This is a genomic window from Streptomyces sp. NBC_00223 (genome assembly GCF_036199905.1).
Classification (GTDB): Bacteria; Actinomycetota; Actinomycetes; order Streptomycetales; family Streptomycetaceae; genus Actinacidiphila.
In genome coordinates this window covers 654485-673024 of sequence record NZ_CP108109.1, presented here as the reverse complement: position 1 = coordinate 673024, position 18540 = coordinate 654485, and the positions used below count along the sequence as shown (strand labels likewise).

Genomic DNA, 18540 nt, shown 5'->3' with positions numbered 1-18540 from the left:
TGTCAGGAGTACGCATGAATCCGTACGAACTGCGGCGGCAGGACTTCTCCCTGGACGACGACCACGAGGCGGTACGTGACGCCTTCGCCGGTTTCTTCGCCAAGGAGTGCCCCACCGGCGTGGTCCGCGCCGCCGAACCCCTGGGTCACGACCCGGCGCTGTGGACCAAGCTGGCCGGGATGGGGGCGGCCTCGATGGCGCTGCCCGAGTCGGTCGGCGGGGACGGCGCCGGCATTGTCGAACTGAGCCTGGTCGCCGAGGAGATGGGCCGCACCCTGGCCCCGGTGCCGCTGCTTGAGCATGTGGTCGCCGCCCGGCTGCTGGCGGCCGCGGGCACCGAGGCCGCCCTCGGGTTCCTGGAGCGGGCGGCCGACGGCACCGGGCTGCTCGGTGCCGCCCTCACCCCACTGGGCGGGCCCCGGCTGGTGTCGACCGCGGCGGTCGCGGACTCGGTGGTCGCCCTGGACGGCGACCAGCTGGTCGTACTGACCGCGGCCTCTCCCCGTCCGCACGTGCCGAACCAGAGCAGTCTGCCGTACGCCTGGGTCGACCCGGCGGACACCGGCCAGACCCGTACGGTGGTCGCCGGGTCCGGCGGCCGCGCGCTGCTGGCCCGCGCCGCCCGTGAGTGGAAGACCCTGGCCGCGGCCGCGCTGACCGGCCTGACCGAGGGGGCGCTCGCGCTCGCGGTCGACTTCGTGAAGACCCGGCAGACCATGGGCGTGGTCATCGCCACCCTCCAGGGCGTCTCCTTCCCGCTCGCCGACGTGGCGATCGGGGTCGCCGGAGCCCGCAACCTCTACCGCAGGGCGGCCTGGTTCCTCGACCACGAGCCCGACTCCGAGATCGGCCTCCAGGCATCCGCGCTCGCCTACGCCGCCAAGGTCGCCAACCACGGCGCGACCACCGCCCAGCACGCCCAGGGCGGACTGGGCTTCACCGTCGAGGCCGACGCCGGCCTGTTCTTCCTGCGCGCCAAGGGCTGGGCGCTCAGCGGCGGAGACCCGCAGCAGGACGTACGGACGGTGGGCGAACTGCGCCTGGCCGCCGTCGGTACGCACTGACCCGGGCCACGACCGCGACCACGAGGAGAAAGGACGGACCATGGATTTCGGCATCATCGAGCTGGACGACGCGCACCGCGCCCTGCGGCAGGAGGCCAGGGACTTCGTACGGGAGCAGTTCACCGACGAGGTGTACGAGCACGAGCACCGGACCGGCGACGGATTCAACGAGAAGGTCCATCTGGCGATGGGCGAGCGCGGCTGGATCCTGCCCACCCGGCCGGTCGAGCGCGGCGGCGCGGGGCTCGACCCGCTCGGCGCCCGCATCCTGGAACTGGAGCTCCAGAAGGCGCATGTGCCCTGGGTGACGCTCGGCACCACCCGGCTGGTGCTGTCCGCCGTGGAGCGATATGCCTCCGAGCCGATCCGCGACGACGTGATCTCCGGGGTCGCCAGCGGGCGGGTGCGCTTCTGTCTCGGCTACACCGAGCCCGACGGCGGCTCCGACATCGCCGGGGCGAGGACCCGGGCGGTCAGGGACGGCGACGAGTGGACGGTGAACGGTTCGAAGATCTTCACCACCGGCGCCCACAACTGCCAGTACACCTTCCTGATCACCCGCACCGACCCCGAACTGCCCAAGCACAAGGGCCTGACGATGTTCCTGATGCCCCTGAACAGCAAGGGCATCGAGATCCAGGGCATCCGGGCGTTCAGCGGCGAGCGGACCAACATCGTCTACTACGACAACGTCCGGGTCTCCGACGACTACCGGCTCGGCGGGGTCAACGACGGCTGGGCCGTCCTGCGCGGGCCGCTGGACGAGGAGCACAGCATCGGCGGCGCAGCGGAGGACGCCGGGCTCGACGACCCGTCGATCGGTGTCCAGTTCGTCCGGGAGCTGCACCTCGCGCTGGACGCCGCCGCCGAGTGGGCCAACACCTCGGCCCCCGACGGCTCCCGGCCGGCCGACGACCCGGCGGTCCGCTACCGGCTGGGCAAGGTCGCCGTCGAACTGGAGGCCGCGCTCGCCACGCCCGGCGCCTTCGGCCGGGTCAAGTGCGCCGAGACCATCGTGGCCGGCGCCGCGGAACTGCTCGACCTGCTCGGCCCGGCCGGGCTGATCTCCCGGGGCGCCCCCGGCGCGATCGGCGGCGGCCAGGTGGACTTCGCCCACCGGTACGCGCAGGGCACCGCCACCTACGGCGGCACCGTCGAGGTCTTCCGCACCATCATCGCCCAGCACGAGCTGGGACTGCCACGCGCCGTCTTCCCCGGCAGCAAGGTCTTCTCCGCCCGCTCGGGCGCGTAACCCCCTCGGTATCCCTCCGGTACCTCTCCGGTACTCCTCCGGTATTCCGACGTTTCCGGCGGCTCGCGGCCCTCGCGCCGCGCCGCGTTCACGACTTTCCGTTTCCCGCTCTTGGAAAGGCAGGACCACCATGCCCATCGGACGCCTGTTTCACATCATCCACATGACGGGGGATCTCCCCTCCCTGGAGACCTGGTACGACGACGTGTTCAGCGTGCGCCGCGGTTTCCTCGACCACCACTACATGGAGGGCGAGGTGCGTGACGCCTCGCTGGTGCTCCTCGGCGACACGGTGATCGAGCCGCTGGCCCCGGCCTTCCGGGTCGACGGCTGGGACGCGATGCCGATCGGCCGGTTCTACAACCGGTTCGGCAACCACTGGCACTCGATCGCCTGGTACACCGACGACGCCGGCGAGATCTGGCAGCGCTGCACCGACGCCGGAGTGCGTGTCTACATCGAGGGCGGTCAGCTCACCGACACCCGGCCGGGCCCGGACTCGGCCATCATGACGCACCCCAAGGACACCGTCACCCAGCTCGAATTCATGCGCCCCGGTGAGTTCGGCGAGAAGAACGACCCGCGGCTCCAGCCCGACTGGGACCCGGACTGGTGGATCAACAACCACCCGATCGCCACGCCCGGCCTGGCGTACACCACCGTGCTCACCAAGGACCGGGACCGCGCGGAGCAGGTCTACGCCGGGGTGCTGGGCGGGACCGTGCTGCACAAGGGGAAGTCGGCCCTGACCGGCACCGAGGACACCTATGTGCTGATGGGCGACACCGTGGTGCAGCTGTCGACCCCGTACACCGACGGGACGCTCGCGGCCGACGACATGGCGGCGAACAAGGAGATCCACCACGCGGCCGCGTTCAAGGTGCAGAACCTCGACACCACCGAGGAGTACCTGAAGTCCAAGGGGATCAAGACGCTCGCGCGCGACGACGAGACGCTGATCACCGACCCGGCCACCACGCACGGTGTGCCGTTCCGGTGGACGACGTGGGACGCTCCCGGCGGGCCGCGCGACCGGGGCTGACCCCGCGCGCCGGCAGGTGCGGACCGGGCCGACCGACGGAACCGGGCCGCGGGAGGAAGCCCCGCGGCCCGGTTCCGTCGGTTCTGGCTCCGGTTCCGGTTCTGGTTGCGGTCCCGGTCCCGGCTCTGGTGGCGGTCCTGACCGCGTCAGTTCAGCAGCAGGGTGGCGGTGCCGGGCGCGAGCCGGTTGCCGTCCTGGTCCTCGGTCCAGACCTCGACGTCGACCTCGCGGCCGCCGTCCGCGTCGCGCACCGCCGTGACCGTGCCCTTGGCGGTGACCACCATCCCCTTGGTGTTGGGGGAGCGGAACTGGCAGGCCAGGCGTACGATCCGGGCGCCGGGCAGCCACTCGCGCAGCACGTTGTGCAGATACGCCCACTGCAGATTGCCCATGCCGAAGGCGGTGGCGTAGCCGGCCGCCCGGCCGGCCTCGTCGTCCATGTGGATGGGGACGAACTCGTCGTTGACCGCGGCGTACCGGTTCCAGTTGGCGAAACCGGTGGTCCGGGTGAACACCGGGATCGCCTGTCCGACGGTGATGTCGTACTCGCTCATGCCTCTCCTCGGCGCTCAGTAGCGGATCAGCGTGATCCGGCTGCGGCGGACCACCTGCTCGTCCTGGTTGGTCCAGACGTCCTCGATGACCGTGAACAGCATCAGGCCGAGCCTGCCCTGCCGTTCGCGGTACTCCGCCACACCGGAGACCGTGGAGATGACGTCGCCGGGCCGGATCGGCACGCCGTACTCGACCTCAAGGCCGCCGTTGAGCTGGAACTTCAGACCGGGGCCCGCGATGCCGAGCAGATGCTCGGTGTTGTCCGGGTCGTTGGGCTCGCCCCCCGAGCGGTCGTCCGGGCCCGCCGTCGTCATCCAGGCGAAGGGGTTGAAGTCCTCCGGCGCCACGATGCCGCCGTGCCCGCCCCTGCCCGCCTCCTCCTCGTCCCAGAAGACCGCCGGCGGCGGCTCCGGGTAGTAGACCGCGATCGCCCACTTGCGGATGTCGGAGGCCGACACCGGAAAGCTGGTCGAGTGCCGGAACTTCCGGCCGATCGCGGCCCGCATCTCGGCGGAGATGTTGCTGACTGCCATACCTTCTCCCATCAGTTAGACGATCATCGAATGATCGAGTGCGAGAACTCGTTGACCGTCCCGAATGGCGCAGATAGACTCTACAACACATTTAAGTCTATCGAATAGTGATTGACTCTCAGTGTTGCCACGACGTGAGTGAGGTCCATGTATGAGCATCGCCGCCGACGCGTCCGCCTCCCGGCAGGGTGAGCCCTCCGCCCGCAACCAGGGCGAGGCCCTGCGCCGCCTGCTGAAGCCCCGCACGATCGCCGTGGTCGGGCTGAGCGACAAGTCGTCCTTCCTCGACTACATCGCGCCGAGCCTCGACAGCGACGCCGAGGTGTTCTTCGTCAACCCCAAGTACGACACGGTGCTCGGACGCAAGACCTACGCCCGCATCCAGGACATCGGGCGCCCGATCGACGCCGTGCTCTCGGTGATGTCCGCCGAGCGCACCACCCAGCTCGCCGAGGACTGCGCCGACCTCGACTGCGGCGGCCTGGTGCTGATCGCCGGCGGTTTCGCCGAGACCGGCGCCGAGGGCGCGGCGCTCCAGACCCGGCTGGTGGCCGCGGCCGAGCGCGGCGGCATGGCCGTCATCGGCCCCAACGGACTCGGCTACATCAACGTCCCGCACCAGGTCAGCCTCACCATCGCCAGCCGGCACAAGCGCCGCCCCGGCGGCATCTCCATCGTCTCGCAGAGCGGCGCCATGCTCAGCGGTGTGGCGATGGCCGCCTGGGACCGGCCCGGCACCGGCCTCAACGTCCTGATCTCGGCAGGCAACGAGGCCGTCACCGACCTCGCCGACTACATCGACTACTTCGCCGACGACCCCGAGACCGAGGTGATCGGCCTGGTCATCGAGCAGGTACGGCGCCCCGAGGCGTTCTTCGCCGCGGTCCGGAAGGCGACCGCCGCGGGCAAGCCGGTGGCGGCGCTCAAACTGGCCCGCAGCTCCCGCACCCAGGCGATGGCCGCCTCGCACACCAACGCCCTGACCGGCGACGCCTGGGTCTACGACGTCGCCTTCGCCCAGGCGGGCATCGCGATGGCCCGCGACCCGGAGGAACTGGTCGACCGCCTGTCGATGTTCCCCCAGCTCGACGCCGACCGCTGGACCGGCGTGCGGAACCTCGGCATCATCACCATGACCGGCGGCTTCGCCTCGCTCTCCTACGACATCGCCGAGGCCGAGGGCCTGGAGGTGCCGGCCCTGGAGTCGATGAAGCCCTGGGTGATGGAGAACCTGCCGGGTGTCACCGTGCCCAACCCGCTGGACACCACCGGCCTCGGCAGCGCGTTCTGGCCGCAGATCGTCGACAGCTACGCCAACTCGCCCGAGCTGGACGCCCTGCTCTACATCCACCCGCTGGCCGACGAGGACGACTCGCCGACGACCCGCGGCCTGGTCGCGGAGTTCATCAAGGCCGCCCGCGAGGTGCGCAAGCCCTTCGTCATCGCCAACTGCTCCGGCCCCCTCGGCGACTTCGTGGACGAGCAGGTCAGGGGCACCGGAGTGGTCGCGCTCGGCCACGGGCTGCGCTCGACCCTGCGCGGCCTGGCCACCCTCGGCGGCTTCGCCCGCCGGCAGGCCGCGACCGTCCTCGCGTCCGGCGCGGTGACCCCGGCCCCGCGGCCGGCGGCGGCCCCCGTGCGGATCGCCGAGGGACCCATGCTGCCGTTCGGCGCCACCATGGACCTCATCGCGTCCTACGGCATCCCCACCGCGCCCCACGTGCTGATCGAGGAGGGCGCGCCGGTCGCCGTACCGGACTTCGCGGGCCCTTACGTGGTCAAGCTCGCCGACGTGGGCCACCGTACCGAGCACGGCGCCGTACGGCTCAAGGTCACCGGTGAGACGCTGGCCGGGGCGGTGGCGGAGATGCGGGACATCGCCGCACGCGACGGGCTGCCGGCGCTGGTGGCCGTCCAGCCGATGGCCGACATCCAGGGTGAGACGATCGTCGGCGTGCAGGGCGGCAGCGAACTGGGCCCGCTGGTGGTCTTCGGCATCGGCGGCGTCCTGGTCGAGGTCGTACGGCGGGTCGGCGGGCGGATGGCGCCGCTGACACCCGCCGAGGCACGCGGCCTCATCGAGGAGTTCGCGGACCTCGGGCTGATGCACGGCTTCCGCGGCTCCGAGCCCTGGGACCTGGACGCGCTGACCGAGATCCTGGTCGGCGCCGGCCGGCTCGCCGCGGAGGGCGCCGACTGGATCGCCTCCCTCGACATCAACCCGCTGGTCTACGGCTCCCAGGGGTTCGTCGCGGTCGACGCCCTCTGTCTGCTGCGCCCGTAGCCCGCGCGGCCTGACGGCTCCGCACACGAAACGGCTCCGGCGAACCCCGGGAAGGGGGTTCGCCGGAGCCGTTCCTTGTCGCTTCGGCGTCTACGCCGGGTCGGCGGCCGCGAGCCGCCAGGCGTCGGTCCCGCCGACCGGCCGGGACACCCGCCCGAGCTTCTCCAGATGCCGCAGATGGGTGTACGTCTCGCTGATCGCGGTCTGCCGCATCAGCCCGTAGGTGCTCTCCCAGCCGCGCGACCACGAGATCGTCTCCGCGATCCGCCAGGTGCTGCACCCCGGTTCGGCCCGCACCGCGGCCTCGATCTCCGCCAGCCGCTGGTGATGGTGGCCGAGCATGGCCGTCACCCGCCCCGGCAGGCCCGCGAAGCGGTACTCGTGCGCGGGCAGCACCTCCTCGACCCGCAGCCGTCCGGTGGCCGTGAGCGAGTCCAGGTACGAGCCGATCGCGTCGTCGTCCAGGCCCGGCGCGCGCGAGACATTGGGGGTGATGCGCGGCAGTACGTGGTCGCCGGAGAGCAGCACCCGCTCGTCGTCGAGCAGGAAGCACAGATGGCCCTCGGTGTGGCCGGGCGTCCACACCGCCCGCAGATCCGCCCGCCCCCGCAGCGGCCGGCTGCCGTCCTCCACGAGGAAGTCGGGCGGGGCCAGTGCGTCCTGGAAGCGACCCATGGCCAGCAGCGAACGCCGCAGTTCCTCGTTCTCCGCCCGCGGCGCCCCGCGCAGTTCCAGCCACCGCTCCTGCGTGGGGCCGGTGACGGCGAGCGCGGCGACCCGCGAGAGGACACCGGCCTCGGCGGGGTGCATGCCGACCGCGGCGCCCGAGGCGCCCACGATCCGCGAGGTCAGCCCGTGGTGATCGGTGTGCGCGTGGGTGATCAGCACCGTACGCACGTCCTCGACCCGGTGGCCGGTCGCGCCGATCGCGTCCTGGAGCCCCTGCCAGGACTCGTCCGCCGGCCAGCCGGTGTCGACCAGGGCGATCCCCCCGGTGTCGAGCGCGACCGCGTAGGCCAGCACGTAGCGCAGCGGGTTGTCCGGGATCGGCACCGGCAGCGACCACAGCCCGGGCCTTATCTCCTCGACCGGTGGCAGCCGGCGCTCCCGCCAGGCCCGGTGCTGCTCCCGGCCGGCCGCCGACGGCGCGGCGACCGCCGTCACGGGAGCACGTGTCCGATCAGCTTGACGTCGAGGTACTCCTCGATGCCCTGCGCGCCCCCCTCACGGCCGAGACCGCTCTCGCCGGTACCGCCGAACGGTGCCGCCGCGGCGGTCGGGTTGATGTCGTTGATGCCGACGATGCCGAACTTGAGCGCCTCCGAGACGCGTACCGCGCGGGCCACATCGGTGGTGTAGACGTACGACGCGAGACCGTAGACGGTGTCGTTGGCCATCGCGATCACCTCGTCCTCGTCGTCGAAGGGGATGATCGCGGCGATCGGCCCGAAGGTCTCCTCGCGGTAGATCGCCATGTCCGGGGTGACGTCGGCCAGTACGGTCGGCGCGAAGAACAGCCCGCTGCCGTAAGGCTCTCCGGTCAGCTGCTCGCCGCCGGCCAGCACCGAGGCGCCCTTGGCCCGGGCGTCGGCGACCTGACGCCGCATCTTGTCCATGGCGTCCTGGTCGATGAGCGGCCCCACGGTCGAGGACTCGTCCAGGCCGGAGCCGGCCTTGAGCCGTCCGACCCGGTCGGTGAGCACCTTGGAGAACTCCTCGACGGCCGCGCGCTGGACGTAGATCCGGTTCGGGCAGATGCACGCCTGACCGGTGTTGAGGTACTTCACCAGGGCGGCGCCCTTGGCGGCGTGGGAGGCGTCGGCGTCGTCGAAGACGATGAAGGGCGCGTGGCCGCCCAGTTCCATCGAGACGTGCTTCATCGTCGCGGCGGCCCGGGCGGCGAGCATCTTGCCGACGTCCGTGGAGCCGGTGAAGGTCAGCTTGCGGACGGCCGGCGAGTCCAGCAGCGTGTCGCCGACCCCGGCCGGGCGGTTGGTCGTCACCAGGTTGACCACACCCGGCGGCAGGCCCGCTTCGTCCAGGATCTCGAAGACGGCCGCGGCGCACAGCGGGGTCTGCTCGGCGGGCTTGAGCACGATCGTGCAGCCGGCCGCCACGGCGGGGGCGACCTTGCGGGTGATCATCGAGATCGGGTAGTTCCACGGGGTGATGCCGGCGACGACACCGACCGGCTGGCGCAGGACCGTCAGCCGCTGGTTGACCCGGGGCGAGGGGATCGTGCTGCCGTAGACGCGCTTGGCCTCCTCGGCGAACCAGATCAGGAAGTCGGCGCCGTAGCGCACCTCGTTGCGCGCGGCGCGCAGCGGCTTGCCCTGCTCCAGGCTCATCAGCCGGGCCAGCTCCTCGGCCCGCTCCAGCATGAGGACGTGGGCGCGCAGCAGGGCGTCCGCCCGGGTGTACGCGGACTCGGTGCTCCAGGTGGCGAAGGCCGCGGTGGCGGCGTCGACCGCGCGCCGCGTCTCGGCCGCGGTCGCGTCCGCCGCCCGGCCGATCGCCTTTCCACTGCTCGGATCGGTGACCTCGAACTCCGCACCGTCGTCCGCCCCCGCCCAGCTGCCGTTGATGTACAGCGTTGCGCCGTCATGTGCGCTCATGCTCGACCACCCTTATGACAGATTGATAGTTGTGGAACTAGGAAACCATACTGCAACAACGATCGAAATATCGACCCCGTGTCGTGAGGGACGTCTCACCCGCGGACGGGCGCGGGGGCGGGTGCTGACGTCGGGTGCCGACGGTCGGGCCGGCGCGGCGTGCGCCGCTCCAACGGGAAGGCGCCGGGGGCCGCGCGGGCATGCGAAAGGCGCCGGCCCTTCGTGGGTCGACGCCTGTCAGAGGGTGGCCGGGCGGCGTGCGCCGGGCGGCCGGGGGCTCACCAGGTCAGCAGCACCAGATCGTTCTGCTGGCCCGAGGCCGCCGCCTCCTGCTGCGTGTGCTCGTCCTGCCGGGAGTAACGCCGACGGGACGGCGAACGGTGCTCGACACGGCCCTGCTTGACCGGACGCGGCTCGGGGGCCAGCGCCCACAGCTCGTCCATGAGGTCCCGCAGCACCTCGCGATTGAGCGTGTAGAAGAAATTACGGCCTTCTTTGCGGACTTCGAGCAGACCGACCTGGCCGAGGATCTTCGTGTGATACGAAATGGTCGGCTTGGAGATGGGCAGGGTCGACTCCAGCACCGCGCACGGCAGCTCGGGGACCTCGGCCATCTGGCGGATGATGTCCCACCGGATCGGGTCGCTCAGCGCCTTCATGACGTCCGAGACCGACACGCCCGGATTCGCGATCTGCCTCATCGTGTTCCTTTCGGCGCCGACGGTAGTGTCACAACTATCAATATACTCCCAGCGTAAAGGAACGACGCGCGGTGCGCGTTTCTGGCGCGTTAACGACCCTGGAAGTGCGCGGGCCGATGCTGGCGGCGCGCCTGGATGCCCTCGTGCAGATCCTCGGTCGCCATCGTCACCGGCTGGGCCAGTGCCTCCCAGCGCAGCGCCGCGTCCAGGCCGTGGAAGGACTGCTCGAGCCCGACCTTGGTCAGCCGGGTGGCGATCGGGGCCGCCTGCGCGATCCGGTCGGCCACCTCGAGGCTGTGCGTCAGGACGTCGTCGACGACGTCGCTGACCAGTCCCCAGTGCAGCGCCTCCTCGGCGTCCACCGTCCGGCTCGTGTACAGCATCTCGCGCGCGCGGGCGATGCCGATCACCTCGGGGAGCAGATAGTTGACGCCCATCCCGCCGTGCGTGCCGAGCGAGTTGAAGGGCGCGCTGAAGACGGCGTCCTGGCCGCCGTAGCGCAGATCGCAGGCGAGCGCGAGACACAGTCCGGCGCCGATGGCCGGGCCGTTCACCGCGGCGACCACCGGCACCGGCAGCCGGCGGGCCATCAGCCAGGAGTCGTAGAACGGCGCCATCTTGTCGCGCAGCCGGTCCGGGGTGTTGTGGTGCGCGCTGCCCTGGTCGAGGAACGACAGATCGGCGCCGGAGCAGAACGAGCTGCCCGCGCCGGTCAGTACGACGGCGCGCACCGTCCTGTCGTCGTGGATCTCGGCCATCGCCGCGCGCCAGGTGTCGGTCATCTCCTGGGTCATGGCGTTGCGCACATGCGGCAGGTTCAGCGTCACCAGGCGTACCCCGAAGGAGGGTTCCTCGACCACGACCTCCTTGCCGGTCCGCTTCATACTGGCTCTCCGATCCGTGCGTGCCGACGGCGGAACCGGTCCGGCCCGTCGTGACTCCGTGTGTCGAACTGTTGTCAGTCCGAGAGACCACCTAAGTATCGAACTATTTCCGCCGACCGCAAGTAGACCCCGGACGCCACGCCCGGGGCCCGTGGTGCGGAGGTCAGGGGTCAGTGGGGCGGCGGGGCCGTACTCTCCCTGACCATCAGTTCGGTGGCCAGCTCCAGCCGCTGGGTGCCCCCGGGCAGCACGGTCCCGACCCCTTGCAGCACCATCCGCGCCGCCATCCCGGCCATCTCGCTGAGCGGCTGGCGGACCGTCGTCAGGGGCGGCGAGGCCCACGCGGCGGTGGGCAGGTCGTCGAAGCCCACCATGCTGACGTCCCGCCCGACCCCCAGCCCGGCCCGGCGCAGCGCCTCGTACGCGCCCAGCGCCTGCAGATCGCTGCACGCGAAGACGGCGGTCGGCGGGTCGGCGAGCGCGAGCAGTCCGTTCATGGCGGAGAAGCCGCTGGCGTGGCGGAACACACCGTCGGCCACGAGCGCGGGGTCGACCGGGATGCCGGCCCCTTCGAGCGCCGCCCGGTAGCCGTCGAGTCTGGCCCGGGCGCACAGTACGTTCTCCGGTCCGGTCAGGATGGCGATCCGGCGATGGCCGAGGTCAAGCAGGTGCTGGGTGGCGGCCAGTCCGCCGTGCCAGTTGGTCGCGCCGACGGACGGGACACCGGGGTCGGGGGTGCCGACCGGGTCGACCAGGACCAGCGGCGTGTTCAGGTCCTGGAGCTTGCGCCGGTGCACGGGGGAGAGTTCGGTGACGGTGAGGATGACCCCGTCGCTGCCGCGCTGGGCGATGTTGTCCAGCCAGCGCACGGTGTCCGCCGCCCGGCCGTGCACCGCGGTGACCACCACCCCCGTACGGTGACCGGCCGCGACCTCGTCCACGCCCCGGATGACCTCGACCGACCAGGGGCTGTCCAGCTCGTCGATGACCAGGTCGATCAGTCCGACGGTACGGGCCGGGCGGCTGCGGCGGCGCAGGTAGTGGTGGCTCTCCAGCAGCGATTCGACCTTCTCCCGGGTGACCGGCGAGACATGGCTGTGCCCGTTGAGCACCTTGGAGACGGTCGGCACCGAGACACCCGCCTCACGGGCGATGTCGGCGATGGTCACCCTGCCCGTCTCCGGGGCCGTGCCCTGGCCCTTCGCGCTTCCCTCCGCCGTGGCGGAGGTCGCTCCCTTACGGCCGTTCTCGGGCACGGTCACCTCGTCTCCCTCAGCTGTCCCGGTCGTCGCGGCGAAAGTACCGCGGCGGTGACGGACGGCCCTTGCGACCGGCGCCGGTGAGAAGCGTTCCCGCTGCCGCCCCGCGCGACCCCCGTACGGCCGTACGGGTGACACGCCCGTACGGCGGTCGTTCGGCGCCCGGCTACGGCTGTCGCGGGGCCTCGGTGCTGTCGCATCTCCACAACGGGTCGACGGTGCCGTTCTCGCCGGTCCCGGCGTTCAGACACCTGTCCGCGAAGCCGGAGCGCGTCCCCGCGGCGGCCGGGGCCTTGATCCAGCCGGCCCGGTCGGCGCTCTGGACGGCCCGGTCGAAGGCGGCGGCCATCTTCCGGTAGCCCCGGTCGTCGGGATGCAGCGGGCTCGCCAGGTCGGACCTGGCCACGGCGCTCATGTCGACGTATCCGACGTGCTCGCCGGCCGCGCGCTTCGCCCGCACGACGCCGGGGACCGCCCGGTTGAAGGCGGGCCTGTGCGGCTCCTCGGTGTGGCTCCTGGAGGGGATCAGGGACCCCACCAGCACGGTCACGCCGGGGTCATCGGCCGTGATCCGGTCGATCAGCGCGCTCAGCCGGTCGGCGGCGGTGGCGACCCGGTGGTCCTGGTTCAGGTCGTTGGTGCCGATCTCCAGCGTGACGACGTTGGGCCGGTAACGGGCGAGCGCCGTGTCCGTGAGGGCGGCGATCTGGTCGATCCGGTAGCCGGGGTGGCCCTCGTTGTCGGAATCCGCCATGTCGCCGTGGCGGACGGACCCGACGAAGTCCACCCGGTGACCTTGGGACGACAGCTCGTCCCTGAGCACGGCGCGGTAGCCGTTCCCGGTGCTGCTGCCGACACCCCAGGTGATCGAGTCGCCCAGCGGCATCAGCCGCAGCGCGGTCGCGTGCGCGACCGAGGCAGGGGCGGCCGGTGTCGGCAGCGCGGCGCCCCAGGCCAGGCCGAACACGGCCGTCAGCACGGCCGGCACAGCCACTACGAGTGCTTTCCTCACACCCGTCCTTTCTGAGTGCGGTTGACCTGGTCTCAGCATCTCAAGCCGGGGGCCGTTCGCGGTGCCGTTCGCACCGTCTTGGGCGGTCGTGTCGGGGTCACGAGCCCGGTCCGCCGGCGCGGTGGCACCGTCCTCGACGTTCACCTCCGATTGTCCCCGCCGGTGGCGTCGAGCAGCGCGGGGAGAGGGCCGATGGCCATATGTTCGATCGTTCTGTCGATATAGCGGCTCGCTTTCTTGTCACAGGTCGGGCCATTGGCACCGCTCGCACGCTTCGGGCGGTCAGGCGCGTGCCGGCCTGGGGGCCGGTCGGTGACAAGGTGGTTGGCGGGTCCGGCGCACGCGTCGGCGCGAGGGCGGGACCGGCGTTGTGAAACGGTGAACGTCGAACACCGCTCGTTTCGGGGAGCGCCCCCGGCAGTCAGGAGAGGGACCTCATGGCCTGTGTGGACGGATCCTCCCCCGCCGAGGCGCCCGGGCCGGAGGCGGACGGCGGCGCGGCTGCCGCGTACCCGTGGGCCCGCGTCGACGGGGGTGCGCAGTGAGTGCCCGGGAAGCGGAGGTTCGTCGGCTGCGGGAACTGCTCGGCGGCGGGGTCGCCGACGACCCCGGGACCCGCGCGCTCTACGCCTCCGACGCGTCCAACTACCGCGTCCCGCCCGCCGCCGTCGTCAGAGCGACCTCCGAGCAGCACGCCGTGGACACCGTGGCGTACTGCCACCAACTCGGCCTGCCCGTCACCGCGCGCGGCGCCGGGACCTCCGTCGCGGGCAACGCGATCGGCCCCGGCGTCGTCCTGGACCTCACCGCCCTGGACCGGATCACCGAGGTCGACCCCGACGGACGTACCGCCACCGCGCAACCCGGCGTCGTCCAGGCCGATCTGCAACGCGCCGCGGCCCCGTACGGCCTGCTGCTCGGCCCCGATCCGTCCACCGCGGACCGCTGCACCCTGGGCGGGATGATCGGCAACAACGCCTGCGGCGCGCACGCCGTGGCCTGGGGCAACACCCGGGACAACGTGGAGTCGCTGCGGCTGCTGCGGGCCGACGGCAGCCTGGTGACGGCAGGTCACCACGGCACCTCCGACCCGGCCCTCGACGCGCGCCTGCGGTCCGTGGCCGACGCCCGGCTGGCCGTGCTGCGCACCGAGTACGGCAGGTTCCCGCGCCAGGCCTCCGGCTACGCGCTGGACGCGCTGCTGCCCGAGCGCGGCTTCGACGTGGCCCGCTCACTGGTCGGCTCCGAGGGCACGCTCGCGCTGGTCCTTGAGGCCACCGTACGGCTGGTGCCGCGCCCGGCGGCCCGCGCGCTGGCCGTCCTCGGCTACCCCGACATGCCCTCCGCCGCCGACGCCACCCCCGCGCTGACCGCCCTGGGCCCGCTGGCGGTCGAGGGCATGGACCGCAGGCTGGTCGACGTCGTGCTGCGCCGCCGCGGCCCCGGGGCCGTACCCGTCCTGCCGGCGGGGGCCGGCTGGCTGCTGGTGGAGACCGGCGGCGCGACCGCCGCGGAGGCCGAGGCCGCCGCCAGGGCCGTCCACGCCGCCTCCGGCGCGGTGGACGGTCAAGTGGTCACCGACCCGGGCCGGATGGCCGCGCTGTGGCGCATCCGCGCCGACGGCGTGGGTCTGGCCGGGCGCACCCCGGCCGGCGCCGACGCGTGGCCCGGCTGGGAGGACGCCGCCGTGCCGCCCGAGCGGCTGGGCGGCTATCTGCGCGACCTGGCCGCGCTGCTCGACCGGCACCACTACGACGGCCTGCTCTACGGGCACTTCGGCGACGGCTGTGTGCACGGCAGATTCGACTTCGACCTGCGCACCGAAGGCGGCGCGCGGCGGACCCGGGCCTTCCTGGAGGACGCCGCCGACCTGGTGGCCGCGCACGGCGGCTCGCTCTCCGGCGAGCACGGCGACGGCCGGGCACGCGGCGCGCTGCTGCCGCGGATGTACTCCGCCGACGCCCTGCGGGCCGCCGCCGAGGTCAAGGCCGCCTGGGACCCGTCGGGGCTGCTCAACCCCGGGGTGCTGGTCGACCCCGCGCCCGTGGACGCCGACCTGCGGGTACGGCCGCGACTGCCGGTGGTACGCGGCGGGGGCTTCGCCTTCGCGGACGACTCCGGCGATCTGACCCGGGCGGTCCACCGCTGCGTGGGCATCGGCCGGTGCCGCGCCGACCTGACGGCGTCGGGCGGCGCGATGTGCCCGTCGTACCGGGCGACCGGCGAGGAGCAGCACTCCACCCGGGGCCGCGCCCGGCTGCTCCAGGACATGCTGCGCGGCGACCTGCTCACCGGCGGCTGGGCCGACCCCGCGGTGCACGAGGCGCTGGACCTGTGCCTGTCGTGCAAGGCGTGCGCGCGCGACTGCCCGGCCGGGGTGGACATGGCCGCGTACAAGGCGGAGGTGCTGCACCGCAGATACCGGCGGCGGCCGCGCCCGGTCAGCCACTACTCGCTGGGCTGGCTGCCGCGCACCGCCCGCCTCGCCACGCTCCTCCCGAGGGCGGTCAACGCGCTGTTCGGCAACCGGGCCGCCGCGGCGGCGCTCAAACGGCTCGGCGGTATCGACGGGCGGCGCGGCCTGCCGCGGTTCGCGACCCGGACCTTCCGCCACTGGTTCGCCCGGCACCGGGCGGCCACCGTCGAGCAGCACGCGGCCGCCGCCGGGCAGCACGCGGCCACCGCCGGGCGGCACGCGGCCGCCGCCGGGCAGCACGCGGCCGCCAAGGACCAGCGCGCGACCGCCGAGCGCCGCGTCCTGCTGTGGGTGGACAGCTTCACCCAGTCCTTCTCGCCGGAGGTCGGCGCGGCCGCCGTACGGGTGCTGGAACACGCCGGCTACACAGTGGAGTTGACGACACGTCAGGTGTGCTGCGGGCTGACCTGGATCTCCACCGGCCAGCTCGACGGCGCCCGGCGGCAGTTGCGCCGTACGTACACCGCGCTGGAGTCCGCCGTGGCCGACGGGCTGCCGGTGGTCGGCCTCGAACCCTCCTGCGCGGCCGTACTGCGCGGCGACGGGCCGGAGTTGCTGCCCGACGACCCCCGGGCGAAAGCGGTGGCCGGCCTCACGGTCACGCTCGCCGAACTGCTGGCCGCGACCGACGGCTGGCGGCCGCCGGACCTGTCGGACGTCACGACGGTCGCCCAGCCGCACTGCCACCAGCGGGCGGTGCTGGGCTGGGAGGCCGACGCGGAGCTGCTGCGGCGGGCCGGGGCCGAGGTCAACGCGGTCGGCGGCTGCTGCGGGCTGGCCGGGAACTTCGGTGTGGAGCGCGGCCACTACGACGTGTCGGTCGCGGTCGCGCAGACCGCCCTGCTGCCCGCGCTGGCCGAGGGCGGGCGTACGGGACCGGTGCTGGCCGACGGGTTCTCCTGCCGTACCCAGGTGGCCGACCTGGCCGGGGGCGGCGCCGTGCACCTCGCCCAGCTGCTGGCCTCGCGGCTGGACGCGGGAGCCACGTAAAGGGCGCGCGGCCGGGCGGTGAAAAAAAGCGCGGACCGGGCGAGGGGCGCGGGCGCCGCGGCCGTAAAGGAGATGGCCATAAGTGTGCCCGGTGCCTTCCGTGCCCGAAAACGCGCCTATTGGCCGGGTGTCTCGGACCCGGCGGCGGTGAAGCCAAAAGAGATGAATTCCCGGCCGCGTGGCGGAAAAGACCCGGAACATTCAGGACAACGAACCGCGTGCGAAAGTTAGTGATGAATAACTGACAACTTTCCCACGCTTATGGCGGTGGCAAAATCGCCCGGTTGTGCGAGTGTGGGCGAAGTGTGTGCCACTACCCCCACTCGGGGGTGGCGGTGTGAGGTGGCCCACATCTGCCGGGTCTGCTGAGGTGCGTGGGGAACCGGAGCCTCCATCCGCCCCTGACACCCCGCTGGCCAGCGCATTTGGCATCGGGCGCGGTCCGCATATGCCGTTTCGGTGGTTAGTGGTTACTAACTGCTAGATTCCCATTCTGATAACCGGAGATTAAAAGTTGTGCTTTTCCTCTGTGCGGCCTTGGTGAAGGTGGGCTCCTTGTTTAGGCTTCGACGGGTATTGAGATGGCCGTCAGGCACTACTCGGTATTCGGCCGATGTTCCGTACGAGGGAGGAGCAGGTGATGAGTGCTGTAACGGCGAAGGACGCTCAGGACTGGCTGATCGACAAAATCGCTCAGCGTCTGGGGGTGGACCGCAGCGAGGTCCCCTCCGAGCAGTACTTCGACGAGCTGGACCTCGACTCCACCGAGGCGCTGATCCTGGCCGGCGAGCTGGAGAACTGGCTCGGCTTCGAGCTGGGCACCACGGCACTCTGGTACCACCCGACGGTGAAGGACCTCGCCGAGTTCATATCCGAGGAGAGCACCCAGCGTGCCGGCGCCGCGCAGTAGCGGCGGGGCGGGCCGGAGACCGCCGGCCGTCGTCCGCCGGGTCCGCACGGCCGGCCCCGGCGGCGTCACGGCCGTCGTCGTTCACCCCGGCGCCCTGGCCCCGACCGTCTACCAGACCCTGGCCGCCGCCCTCCCCGAGGGGGACGGCCTGACCGTACTCGACCTCGGCAGCCTGCCGGACTACTGGGAACCGGCGCTGACCGGCGCCCCCGCCGACACCACGGTCGAAGACCTCGCGGGCCGGCTGCTCGCGGAGTTGGACGCCACGCACCCGGACCCGGTCCCCGTACTCGCGGGCTGGTCCTTCGGCGGGGTCGTCGCGCACACCATGGTCGCGCTGACCCCCCGGGCACGGCGGCCCGCGCGGCTCGTCCTGCTCGACAGCATCGCCCCCCTGGACGACTACCAGCGCGCGGACGACGAACTCGACACCCCCCTGCTGCTCGGCTGGTTCGCCATGTACCTGGGCGCCAAACGCGGCCGGGCGGTGGAGTGTCCGCCCGAGCGGCTGGCCACGGCCTCCGCCGACGAGGGACTGACCGCCGTGCTCGACGCCGCCACAGCCGCCGGCGCGCTGCCGGCGGACGTCACACTGCCCGGGGTGCGCAAGCTCTACGACACCTACGTCGACGGGCTGCTGCGCAACAACCGGCTCACCCTCGGCCACCGTCCGGCGCCGGCCCCCGTGCCGCTGGTGCTGGTCAAGGCGGCCCGCAGCCTGATCCCCGGCGACCGCGACCTGGGCTGGGGACCCCTGGCCCGCCACGGGCTGGGCATCCTGCCCAGCCCCGGTGACCACTACACCATGCTCACCCGTCCCGACGCGGCGGCGGTCATCGCCCAGGCGCTTTCCGGCCGCCCGGCGGCGGAACCGGCCCCCCGCGGACCCCACGGCGTGCCCAGCACCGTCTGACCGGGACCCGCCTGTGATCCGGCCATCGCAATGAACACAGGAGAGCTTCT

General features: G+C 72.2%; 15 protein-coding genes. 7 read left to right on the top strand and 8 right to left on the bottom strand.

Features of this window, described 5'->3' with window-relative positions:
• Positions 1-14: 14 nt before the first annotated feature.
• The 3 genes from OHA30_RS02895 (at position 15) to OHA30_RS02885 (ending at position 3358) form a co-directional block, all read left to right on the top strand.
• A complete protein-coding gene (locus OHA30_RS02895; RefSeq protein WP_328912196.1) occupies positions 15-1064 on the top strand; it encodes an acyl-CoA dehydrogenase family protein in 1050 nt (349 codons plus the stop codon).
• Positions 1065-1104: 40 nt separating this feature from the next.
• Positions 1105-2316 (top strand): acyl-CoA dehydrogenase family protein, encoded by a 1212-nt coding sequence (locus OHA30_RS02890; protein WP_328912195.1) that lies wholly within the window; start codon positions 1105-1107, stop codon positions 2314-2316.
• 163 nt (positions 2317-2479) lie between these two features.
• Entirely contained in the window at positions 2480-3358 is an 879-nt protein-coding gene (locus tag OHA30_RS02885; protein WP_328912194.1) for a hypothetical protein, read from the top strand.
• A 146-nt stretch (positions 3359-3504) separates the two neighbouring features.
• On the opposite strand, the gene OHA30_RS02880 is transcribed toward OHA30_RS02885, so the two are convergent.
• Entirely contained in the window at positions 3505-3912 is a 408-nt protein-coding gene (locus OHA30_RS02880; protein WP_328912193.1) for a MaoC/PaaZ C-terminal domain-containing protein, read from the bottom strand.
• A gap of 15 nt (positions 3913-3927) precedes the next feature.
• Entirely contained in the window at positions 3928-4446 is a 519-nt protein-coding gene (locus tag OHA30_RS02875) for an FAS1-like dehydratase domain-containing protein (protein ID WP_328912192.1), read from the bottom strand.
• Positions 4447-4597: 151 nt separating this feature from the next.
• On the opposite strand from OHA30_RS02875, the gene OHA30_RS02870 reads away from it, so the two are divergent.
• Positions 4598-6730 carry an acetate--CoA ligase family protein gene (locus tag OHA30_RS02870; RefSeq protein ID WP_328912191.1) on the top strand — a complete coding sequence of 711 codons (2133 nt, stop codon included), beginning with the start codon at positions 4598-4600 and terminating at the stop codon, positions 6728-6730.
• A gap of 90 nt (positions 6731-6820) precedes the next feature.
• On the opposite strand, the gene OHA30_RS02865 is transcribed toward OHA30_RS02870, so the two are convergent.
• The 6 genes from OHA30_RS02865 to OHA30_RS02840 all read right to left on the bottom strand — a co-directional run bounded on the left by OHA30_RS02865 (position 6821) and on the right by OHA30_RS02840 (position 13183).
• A complete protein-coding gene (locus tag OHA30_RS02865; protein WP_328912190.1) occupies positions 6821-7894 on the bottom strand; it encodes an MBL fold metallo-hydrolase in 1074 nt (357 codons plus the stop codon).
• Complete coding sequence (locus OHA30_RS02860; RefSeq protein ID WP_328912189.1) at positions 7891-9345, bottom strand: NAD-dependent succinate-semialdehyde dehydrogenase; 1455 nt, start codon at positions 9343-9345, stop codon at positions 7891-7893. The genes OHA30_RS02865 and OHA30_RS02860 overlap by 4 nt, the downstream gene beginning before the upstream one ends.
• A 278-nt stretch (positions 9346-9623) precedes the next feature.
• Positions 9624-10046 (bottom strand): ArsR/SmtB family transcription factor, encoded by a 423-nt coding sequence (locus tag OHA30_RS02855; protein WP_328912188.1) that lies wholly within the window; start codon positions 10044-10046, stop codon positions 9624-9626.
• Between the two features lie 89 nt (positions 10047-10135).
• Positions 10136-10930 carry an enoyl-CoA hydratase/isomerase family protein gene (locus tag OHA30_RS02850; protein ID WP_328912187.1) on the bottom strand — a complete coding sequence of 265 codons (795 nt, stop codon included), beginning with the start codon at positions 10928-10930 and terminating at the stop codon, positions 10136-10138.
• Positions 10931-11100: 170 nt separating this feature from the next.
• Positions 11101-12186 carry a LacI family DNA-binding transcriptional regulator gene (locus OHA30_RS02845; protein ID WP_405786165.1) on the bottom strand — a complete coding sequence of 362 codons (1086 nt, stop codon included), beginning with the start codon at positions 12184-12186 and terminating at the stop codon, positions 11101-11103.
• Positions 12187-12355: 169 nt separating this feature from the next.
• Positions 12356-13183, bottom strand: a complete 828-nt coding sequence (locus OHA30_RS02840) for an SGNH/GDSL hydrolase family protein (protein WP_328912186.1) — start codon at positions 13181-13183, stop codon at positions 12356-12358.
• Positions 13184-13742: 559 nt separating this feature from the next.
• Here OHA30_RS02840 and OHA30_RS02835 point away from each other — a divergent pair.
• From OHA30_RS02835 to OHA30_RS02825, 3 genes are all read left to right on the top strand, one after another.
• Complete coding sequence (locus tag OHA30_RS02835) at positions 13743-16667, top strand: FAD-binding and (Fe-S)-binding domain-containing protein (RefSeq protein WP_328912185.1); 2925 nt, start codon at positions 13743-13745, stop codon at positions 16665-16667.
• A 640-nt stretch (positions 16668-17307) separates the two neighbouring features.
• Positions 17308-17577 (top strand): acyl carrier protein, encoded by a 270-nt coding sequence (locus OHA30_RS02830; protein WP_328912184.1) that lies wholly within the window; start codon positions 17308-17310, stop codon positions 17575-17577.
• Positions 17558-18490, top strand: coding sequence for a thioesterase domain-containing protein (locus OHA30_RS02825; protein WP_328912183.1), 933 nt, complete (start codon positions 17558-17560; stop codon positions 18488-18490). The genes OHA30_RS02830 and OHA30_RS02825 overlap by 20 nt, the downstream gene beginning before the upstream one ends.
• Positions 18491-18540: the final 50 nt, after the last annotated feature.

Coding starts and splice junctions, on each gene's coding strand:
- OHA30_RS02830 (WP_328912184.1), top strand. CDS start 17,308: ATGAGTGCTGTAACGGCGAAGGACGCTCAGGACTGGCTGATCGACAAA.
- OHA30_RS02895 (WP_328912196.1), top strand. CDS start 15: ATGAATCCGTACGAACTGCGGCGGCAGGACTTCTCCCTGGACGACGAC.
- OHA30_RS02890 (WP_328912195.1), top strand. CDS start 1,105: ATGGATTTCGGCATCATCGAGCTGGACGACGCGCACCGCGCCCTGCGG.
- OHA30_RS02860 (WP_328912189.1), bottom strand. CDS start 9,345: ATGAGCGCACATGACGGCGCAACGCTGTACATCAACGGCAGCTGGGCG.
- OHA30_RS02880 (WP_328912193.1), bottom strand. CDS start 3,912: ATGAGCGAGTACGACATCACCGTCGGACAGGCGATCCCGGTGTTCACC.
- OHA30_RS02885 (WP_328912194.1), top strand. CDS start 2,480: ATGACGGGGGATCTCCCCTCCCTGGAGACCTGGTACGACGACGTGTTC.
- OHA30_RS02855 (WP_328912188.1), bottom strand. CDS start 10,046: ATGAGGCAGATCGCGAATCCGGGCGTGTCGGTCTCGGACGTCATGAAG.
- OHA30_RS02875 (WP_328912192.1), bottom strand. CDS start 4,446: ATGGCAGTCAGCAACATCTCCGCCGAGATGCGGGCCGCGATCGGCCGG.
- OHA30_RS02850 (WP_328912187.1), bottom strand. CDS start 10,930: ATGAAGCGGACCGGCAAGGAGGTCGTGGTCGAGGAACCCTCCTTCGGG.
- OHA30_RS02870 (WP_328912191.1), top strand. CDS start 4,598: ATGAGCATCGCCGCCGACGCGTCCGCCTCCCGGCAGGGTGAGCCCTCC.